Source organism: Protofrankia sp. CiP1_Cm_nod2 (assembly GCF_920664355.1).
Lineage (GTDB): Bacteria > Actinomycetota > Actinomycetes > Frankiales > Frankiaceae > Protofrankia.
In genome coordinates this window covers 1-7,118 of record NZ_CAKKTL010000254.1, presented here as the reverse complement: position 1 = coordinate 7,118, position 7,118 = coordinate 1, and the positions used below count along the sequence as shown (strand labels likewise).

General features: G+C 70.8%; 4 protein-coding genes and 2 pseudogenes. 2 read left to right on the top strand and 4 right to left on the bottom strand.

The window, feature by feature from the left end; genetic code table 11:
- Positions 1–491: 491 nt before the first annotated feature.
- Complete coding sequence (purQ, locus tag NBW84_RS20840; protein WP_250286603.1) at positions 492–1,226, top strand: phosphoribosylformylglycinamidine synthase subunit PurQ; 735 nt, start codon at positions 492–494, stop codon at positions 1,224–1,226.
- A gap of 70 nt (positions 1,227–1,296) precedes the next feature.
- Here purQ and NBW84_RS20835 read toward each other — a convergent pair whose 3' ends face one another.
- Both NBW84_RS20835 and purL read right to left on the bottom strand, forming a co-directional pair.
- A complete protein-coding gene (locus tag NBW84_RS20835) occupies positions 1,297–2,124 on the bottom strand; it encodes a TIGR03620 family F420-dependent LLM class oxidoreductase (RefSeq protein ID WP_250286601.1) in 828 nt (275 codons plus the stop codon).
- Positions 2,125–2,409: 285 nt separating this feature from the next.
- Complete coding sequence (purL, locus tag NBW84_RS20830; protein WP_250286599.1) at positions 2,410–4,734, bottom strand: phosphoribosylformylglycinamidine synthase subunit PurL; 2,325 nt, start codon at positions 4,732–4,734, stop codon at positions 2,410–2,412.
- 417 nt (positions 4,735–5,151) lie between these two features.
- On the opposite strand from purL, the pseudogene NBW84_RS20825 reads away from it, so the two are divergent.
- Positions 5,152–5,508 (top strand): annotated as a pseudogene (locus tag NBW84_RS20825) (AlbA family DNA-binding domain-containing protein); the annotation flags it as partial.
- A 53-nt stretch (positions 5,509–5,561) separates the two neighbouring features.
- Here the strand turns inward: NBW84_RS20825 and NBW84_RS20820 are convergent.
- Together NBW84_RS20820 and NBW84_RS20815 are read right to left on the bottom strand one after the other, a co-directional pair.
- Positions 5,562–5,732: pseudogene (locus NBW84_RS20820) on the bottom strand (IS5/IS1182 family transposase); the annotation flags it as partial.
- Positions 5,733–6,203: 471 nt separating this feature from the next.
- The gene (locus tag NBW84_RS20815; RefSeq protein WP_250286597.1) at positions 6,204–7,040 is read right to left on the bottom strand and encodes a DUF3027 domain-containing protein; all 837 of its coding nucleotides are present in this window, start codon (positions 7,038–7,040) and stop codon (positions 6,204–6,206) included.
- Positions 7,041–7,118 lie beyond the last annotated feature (78 nt).

The window sequence follows — 7,118 nt, the reverse complement described above, 5'->3', positions numbered from 1 at the left end:
GCCGGGAGCTCACCCGGCCCCGGCCGGGAGGCGGCCGATCCCGCCCCGGCCCCGGGCGCCGCGCCACCGGCGGGCAGGCCGACGGCGGCACCGGACGCGGCGGGCGACGGCACAGGAACACGGGCGGTCTGTCGGCGGGCGATCACGTACTCCTCGGGCTCGGCGGATGGCGCTCTGGCAGTGGGTACAGGCCAAGGCTAGTACCCGCGTCCGACACTCCCGGGCATCGGCACGGAGCACCGGCCGCCCGTCCAGCCTGGACGGGGCAGCCCGGACGAGACAGGCTGGGCTGGGCCGGGCAGGAGCGGGCAGGAGAAGGACGGGCAGGACAGGCCCGGGCTGGGCCGGACTGGGCCGGGCACACGGCGGATGGTTCCCGAAGGAGCGGCCGCGATCACGGAACAGCCAGGTGATCACCGATAGGCTCGAAGCGGCAGCGCGATGGGAAGCGACAGCGCGGCGAAAGGCGACAGCGTGGCGAGAGAGGCTGCATGAGCATCGACCAGCACGAGCTCTCCGGCGACGCGGCGGCGGTCACCCGTCGGATCGGCGTGGTGACGTTCCCGGGTTCGCTCGACGACCGGGACGCCGCCCGCGCGGTCCGCCTCGGCGGCGGCGAGGCTGTCCCGCTCTGGCACGGCGACACCGACCTGTCCGGGCTGGACGCGGTCGTCCTGCCAGGTGGTTTCTCCTACGGCGACTATCTCCGCGCCGGCGCGATCGCGCGCTTCTCCCCGATCATCGGCGCGGTCGTGGACGCGGCCCGCGACGGGCTGCCCGTCCTCGGCATCTGCAACGGGTTCCAGGTGCTGTGCGAGGCCGGGCTGCTGCCCGGGGCACTCACCCGCAACGCCGGCCTGCACTTCGTCTGCCGGGACCAGCCGCTGCGGGTGGAGAACGCCGCCACCGTGTGGACGTCCGGCTACACCGCCGGCGACGAGGTGGTCATCCCCGTCAAGCATGGCGAGGGCCGCTACGTGGCAAGCCCGGGAACGCTCGCCGAGCTCGAGGGTGAGGGGCGGGTCGTCGCCCGCTACCTCGGCGGGAACCCGAACGGATCGGTCGCCGACATCGCCGGCATCTGCAACGCGCAACGCACGGTCGTCGGGCTGATGCCGCATCCCGAGCACGCCGTCGAGCCCCTGACCGGCCCCGGCTCGGACGGCCTGGCCATGTTCCGCTCGGTCCTCTCCCACCGGCGCCAGCCCGCCGCCGCGACCGGCTGACCGGCCGGGCGGCCAGGCCGGGGCTGGTCAGACCAGCCGGCCGGACCAGCCGGGCCAGGGCGGCGACGCGTCAGGTGAGCAACGCTTCGGCGAAACGGCGGAGCCAGACGTCGAACGGGTCGTTGCCGGCGGTTATGCGCAGGACGACCTGGTCAGCGCCGGCGGCGTGGTACTCGCGGACGCGGGTGACGATCGTGTCGAGGCTCCCCCACGCGGTCACCGCGTCGACGAGCCGGTCGTCGACGTCCGTGATCTGTTGTTCCGTGAACCCCTGCCGGAGGAGGTTGCGCCGGTAGCCGGGAACGGTGCCGAGGAACCGCAGCGGTTCGGCGGCCGCGGCCCGTGCGGCGGTGGGATCCGTCTCGGGCACGACCGACAGCAGCACCGCCAGCGCCGAGTCCGCGCCGAGCGTCGCCCGCGCCCCCTCGACGTACTCCGGGGTGACCAGGAAGGGATAGGCGCCTGCGGCACGGTCGCGGGCGAGGGCGAGTACCGCCGGGCCGAGCGCGGCGAGCACTCGTGCGGCCGCGGGTACCACCGGGGCTTCGGTGTCGAGGTCGTCCAGGTAGGAATTGAGCGTTTGCAGCGGCCGGGCACCGTGCGCGCCACCGAGGCCGACGACGAACCTGCCGGGCGATGATTTCTCGAGATCCGCATATGCCTGAGCCACCTCGCGCGCCGGCACCACGTCCACCGAGAGAATGCCGCTGGCCACCTGAATATGCTCCGTCGCGCGCACGACGCGGCTGATGACGGGCAGGTTGTTGCCCTGGCCGCCCGGCAGCCACAACGTCGAGTAGCCGAGGGCTTCCGCCTCCCGCGCGATGTCGATCTCGGCTTCGGGATGATCCGCCGAAAGCCCGGAAGCCGCGATACCGATCGGTCCAAGAATCACCATAGCCCGCATAACCCCGCGGCCGGACGTTCCTGTTCCGCCTTCACCAGGCCCCTTCAACGAATCTTTTTCAAGATCTTTCCGTCAGGCCGTCGTCCTTCGCCGAACTCTCGTCCGGTCGGCATCCGCTCACCGGGAGCCCTGGGGCATCCGGATGGAGCATGATCCGGGCGAGTTTGTCGTTGTGTACGGTTTTCGGGCCGCTGGGCGTACACAACGACAGACTCACGCCGATCTTCACCGCCGGCAGCCGGCAGCCGGCACCGGCGGACGTCGCTGTCGGCGGGATTACGCGGCGGCCGGTGGGGTGGGGGTGGTGAACAGGGAGGGCAGGGTGGAGGTGTGGGCGGTTCGCAGGTCGGCCAGGGTGACGGTGAAGGCGTCCTGGACCTCGAGGGTGTCGCCGTCGACCACGCCGATGCGCCGACACGGCAGTCCGCGGGCGGCGCACATGTCGGTGAAGCGCAGTTCCTCGGAGCGGGCCACGGCCACCACCGCGCGGCCCGCCGACTCGCTGAACAGCTCGGTGAACAGGTCCGCGTCCCGGGGGAAGACGATCCGGGCGCCGTGCCCGCCCCGCAGGCAGGACTCGACCAGTGCCTGCGCCAGCCCGCCGTCGGAGAGGTCGTGCGCCGCGGTGAGCATCCCGTCGCGGGAGCCGGCGACCAGGATCTCGGCGAGCAGCTTCTCGGCCGCGAGGTCGACGGCGGGCGGGCGCCCGCCGAGGTGACGGTGGGTCACCCAGGCCCACTCTGAGCCGCCGAACTCCTCCCGGGTCCGCCCGAGCAGCAGCAGCGAGTCACCCTCGTCCGTGAAGCCGATCGGGACCCGCCGGGCCACGTCGTCGAACAGGCCGAGGACGCCGACGACCGGCGTCGGGTTGATCGGCGTGGCGCCGGTCTGGTTGTAGAACGACACGTTCCCGCCGGTGACCGGCAGACCGAGCCGGCGGCAGGCGTCCGCGAGGCCCCGGCAGGCCTCGGCGAACTGCCACATGACCTCCGGGTCCTCGGGGGAGCCGAAGTTCAGGCAGTTGGTCACCGCGATCGGTGTGGCCCCGGCCGCGGCCACGTTGCGGCACGCCTCGGCCAGGGCGAGCTGCGCGCCCGCGAACGGGTCGAGCCGGGTGTAGCGACCGTTGCCGTCCGTGGCCAGCGCGATGCCGAGGCCCGTCTCCTCCGAGAGCCTGACCACCCCGGCGTCCTCGGGCTGCGCGAGCACGGTGTTCGCCTGCACGTACCGGTCGTACTGGTCGGTCACCCACGCCTTCGAGCACAGGTTCGGCGAGGCGATCATGGTCAGCAGGGTGGCGCGCAGCTCGTCCCCGGTGCTCGGGCGCGGCAGTGCCGCCGGGTCGTCCAGCCGCAGGGCGTCGAGGTCCGCCGGCCGGCGCACCGGCCGGTCGTAGACGGGCCCGTCGTCGGCGAGCGAGCCGGGCGGGACGTCGACGACGACCTCACCGTGCCAGCGGACGACGAGGCGCCCGCTGTCGGTGACCGTCCCGATCCTGGTGGCCAGCACACCCCAGCGTTCGGCGAGCGCGAGCACCTCGGGCAGCGCGTCCGGGGTGACGATCGCGAGCATCCGCTCCTGGGACTCGCTGGCGAGGATCTCGTGCGGCGCCATCGACGCCTCGCGCAGCGGGACGAGACCGAGGTCGACCGCCATCCCGCCGGGGCCGCCGGCGGCGAGCCCGGCCGCGGTCGTCTCGGTCAGCGCGCAGGTCAGCCCGGCCCCGCCGAGGTCCTGGATGCCGACGACGAAGCCGCGGTCGAACAGCTCCAGGCAGCACTCGATGAGGATCTTCTCGGTGAACGGGTCGCCGACCTGGACGGACGGCCGGCGCGCCGGCCCGCCGCCCTCGTCGAAGGTCGCCGACGCCAGCACGGACACGCCGCCGATGCCGTCCCGGCCGGTCTTGGCGCCGAGCAGGACGACCGCGTTGCCGACCCCGGTCGCCGCCGACGTCTGCACCCGGCCGACCGGCAGCACGCCGACGCACAGCGCGTTGACCAGCGGATTTCCCTGGTAGGACGGGTCGAAGACGACCTCCCCGCCGATCGTGGGCAGGCCGAGGCAGTTGCCGTAGCCGCCGATGCCCGCGACCACCCCGGGCAGCACCCGGGCGGTGTCGGGGGCGTCGGCGTCCCCGAAGCGCAACGGGTCGAGGACGGCGACCGGCCGGGCGCCCATGGTGAGGATGTCGCGGACGATCCCGCCGACGCCGGTCGCCGCGCCCTGGTACGGCTCGACGAAGCTCGGGTGGTTGTGCGACTCGATCTTGAATGTGACGGCGAGCCCCTCGCCGACCGCGACCACCCCGGCGTTCTCGCCCATGCCGACGAGCAGCCGGTCACCCGCGGGCGTGTCGCGGAACTGGCGCAGGTGCACCTTGGACGACTTGTACGAACAGTGCTCGCTCCACATCACCGAGTACATGGCAAGCTCGGCGTCGGACGGCGTGCGCCCGAGCGTGCTGACGATACGGGCATACTCGTCGTCAGTAAGCCCGAGCTCATGGTAGGGCTGCGCGGTCGCGCCAGGCACAACAGCGTCGGAAAGTAGCGTGGACGGGACGGTGGGTGCGGTCGGTGTACCGGTCACGCCACCCATCTTCCCGGACGCTTCCCGGTGAAGCCGCCCAGCGCCCGCAAGCCCGGCCAGCCCCAGGCATCCCGCCAGGACGAACCCGATCGGGCCAGGTCAACGATGCCCTGACTGGTGAGCCTCGACCAAGGTAGGTCACCCCCATCCGCAGCTTTCCAGCGGCGCCGGGCCTGGCTGCGCCCATGTCCGACATGATCACTACTGCGTCCAGCCGGCCGGCGTCGCCGACAGCCGCTGGCACCGTTTCCAGACAGATCCAGATCTGGCGCTGAGTCCCCCAGGTCGTCACAGCCCGCGTTCCACGCTCCTGGCATTACCCGCTCCACAGGTCCAACTGTCAGCCCTCCATCACACAAGTCCATCACCCAAGCTTGACTCCAAAATTTGTATGTAGACTGATTGAAGTTGTGAGATGGGAGTGTGATGACGAGCCTCCAGAGCGAGTTCGACGAGGCACTCGTACGCCTCCGGCGCGCCGGTACGGACCTGCAAACCGTAGAAGTGAAGGCATCCGCTGGAGGACTGCCCAGATCGGCTGCCGAGACCGTGTCGGCCTTCGCGAACTCCCAAGGAGGCCTGCTGATCCTCGGACTCGACGAGTCAAAGGGGTTCCGGCCGGTGGAGACCGACGTGTCGAAGCTCGCGAACGATCTCGCCTCAGCTTGTACCGACCAACTTGAGCCGCCGATTCGACCCGAGATCGATATCGTCGAGGTAGATGGTCAACCCGTTGTAGTAGCACGGGTGGACGAGATACCCGCCGATCGCAAGCCATGCCATGTGAAGGCGCGCGGTATGGATCGCGGCTCATATATCCGTACGCACGACGGTGACCGCGTGCTGTCAAGGAACCAGCGCAGTATCAGGACTGCTTGCTGGTGGCGGATCAGCGCGCGGGTATCGGTGTGGGTGCCGCGTCGGGTGCGTTCCGCGGCGAGTAAACCCTCCAGAAACTCAACGGTTTCCTCGCGTGATGGCAACACGGCCGTATATGTCACACTCACCGGGACGCGGAACCTTTCTAAGGCTGATCTTTGGTCGGAGCAGTCTTCTTAGCGGGGTCCCGCGTCTTCTTGTTGAATCGTCAGTTCCCGGGCGTGTCAGCTATGGAGAGTGTCGGTCGCGGACAGTCATGAGTCGTTACGCGGAAATGCTCAATCTTATCGCACCTCATCGGATCCTCGGGCAGCTCAAGGAATTTGCCAAGAGGCCACGCGACGTGCTAACTACTCCGAGAACACTTCCGGCCAACTTTCGTCGGCATTCTCGAGATCTTCATAATCTCCTGTTTCGAGAGGCGCTCAGACTTCGGCACTCAGGAATCATAATAAAGTAACACATACATCCTCGGGAGCGTCTTCGCAGGCCACGGGCCCGTGGAAGGCTCAAGGTGCACAGGCTGCTTCATTCCGGCTTCTAAACCGCCATCGGCCGCCAAGAGAGAGGCGGAACCGAACGGAGAGCCGGGAGCCGCGTCAGGAGTGGCCGTAGGGCTCCGGGCCGGCGGCGTCCCAGGCTGGGGCGGCCTGGGCGGGATCGTCCGGGACCGAGCCCGGCGGATGCGCGGCGACGCCGACCAGCTCCAGGTCGGCGGACCCCGCGTCGCCCGGGTCGTCGTCGTACACGATCGACTCCGGGTGCGCGGACGGCGCCACCAGCGCCTCCGAGTGGGCGCCGCAGCCGTGGTCGAGCGCGGTCACCCGGCCGTCGTCCGGCGCCATCTCGTTCGCGCACACCCCGAACACCTGCCCCAGTGCGCCGGCGAGACGCACGTGGAAACCGCAGGTCCGGCAGGCGGCGGGGGCGACCCGGGCGATGGACGCCTCCGGGCCGGACTCACCGGCATACCAACGGGCCAGCGCATCGTCACGACCCGTCACTGACAGCAGACGCGGACGGCCGAGGCCGAGTTCGTGCCACGCGTCGGTGTCGACGAACTCCTCGACGTCGCCGAGACGCAGCGTCAGGCGCGGGTCGTCCACGGCGGTCGGCAGCAGGTCGCCGACGCCGACGTCACCGGGGCGCAGCCGCTGGGACCACGGCACCCACTGCGGGGCGGTCAGCGCACCCTCGCCGGGCAGCAGCACCACGTCGTCCACGGTGGCCTTGCGCATACGCGCGGCGCGCGTGACCACCACCGTCCAGACCCAGTTCGGGTAGGCGCGTGACCGGCAGGCGAAACGGTGCAGGACAAGCCGTTCGCCGTCGGCCTCGACACCGAGATGCTCACCGACCAGACCGGGATCACCGGCCTCGGCGAACGCGGCGGCCCGGGCCTGCTCGACGGCCGCGGCACACACGGCGTCCAGCACGGGTGGGCGCGGCGCCCGGGGTGCGCGCGGGGTCCGGGGTGAGGCGGACGGCCGGCTCGCCCGAGCTGTCTCTTATAC

What these genes read in the sequence shown, in the direction of transcription:
- purQ (WP_250286603.1), top strand. Translation starts at nt 492, where the DNA reads ATGAGCATCGACCAGCACGAGCTCTCCGGCGACGCGGCGGCGGTCACC.
- NBW84_RS20835 (WP_250286601.1), bottom strand. Translation starts at nt 2,124, where the DNA reads ATGGTGATTCTTGGACCGATCGGTATCGCGGCTTCCGGGCTTTCGGCG.
- purL (WP_250286599.1), bottom strand. Translation starts at nt 4,734, where the DNA reads ATGGGTGGCGTGACCGGTACACCGACCGCACCCACCGTCCCGTCCACG.